This window comes from Mesorhizobium sp. M7D.F.Ca.US.004.03.1.1 (genome assembly GCF_003998635.1).
Lineage (GTDB): Bacteria > Pseudomonadota > Alphaproteobacteria > Rhizobiales > Rhizobiaceae > Mesorhizobium > Mesorhizobium loti.
Genome location: NZ_RZQG01001681.1, coordinates 1 through 570, shown reverse-complemented (window position 1 = coordinate 570; position 570 = coordinate 1). Strand labels below are relative to the sequence as shown.

The window sequence follows — 570 nt, the reverse complement described above, 5'->3', positions numbered from 1 at the left end:
GCACCCCGTTGATCAGCCCGATCAGCGCCCCGGTGCCCAGTCCCGCCAGCGCGCCGACGACCCAGTTGTTGGCGACGAACGCCATGGCCAGCGACGCGCTCATGCCCGAAAGCGCCAGCGTCGAGGCGACGGACAGGTCGATTTGCCTGGAGATGATGACGAATGTCATGCCGACGGCAATGATCGAGACCAGTGTCGTCTGCCGGCCGATGTTGAGAAAATTGTCGATCGACAGGAACCAGGGCGACGCCAGGCTGAAGACAACCAGCATGACGGCAAAGGCGACGTAAAGCATGTAGGGACGCTCACCCTGAAGCAGATGCCGCAGCGCTGAGCGACCGCCCGGTTGGTTGACGGCAGCTTTTGCCGGGCTTTGGGTGTCGGTCATGCCGCGTGCTCTTCCGATGGCTGCGAAAGTTGAATGAGGTGATGAAGGTCCTCGGCGCTGCCGAATTCCGCCCTCGAAATCGTCCTGGTGATCCGGCCATCGACGACGATCGAGATGCGGTCGCAGAGCTGGAGCAGTTCGGACAGATCCGAAGACACCAGCAGCACCCCGCTGCCAGCCGC

The 570-nt window shown here is 62.8% G+C and carries 2 pseudogenes; both read right to left on the bottom strand.

Annotated features, from left to right (window positions below):
- Window positions 1-388: pseudogene (locus EN935_RS39455) on the bottom strand (ABC transporter permease); the annotation flags it as partial.
- Window positions 385-570 (bottom strand): annotated as a pseudogene (locus EN935_RS39450) (sugar ABC transporter ATP-binding protein); the annotation flags it as partial. The pseudogenes EN935_RS39450 and EN935_RS39455, both read right to left, overlap by 4 nt.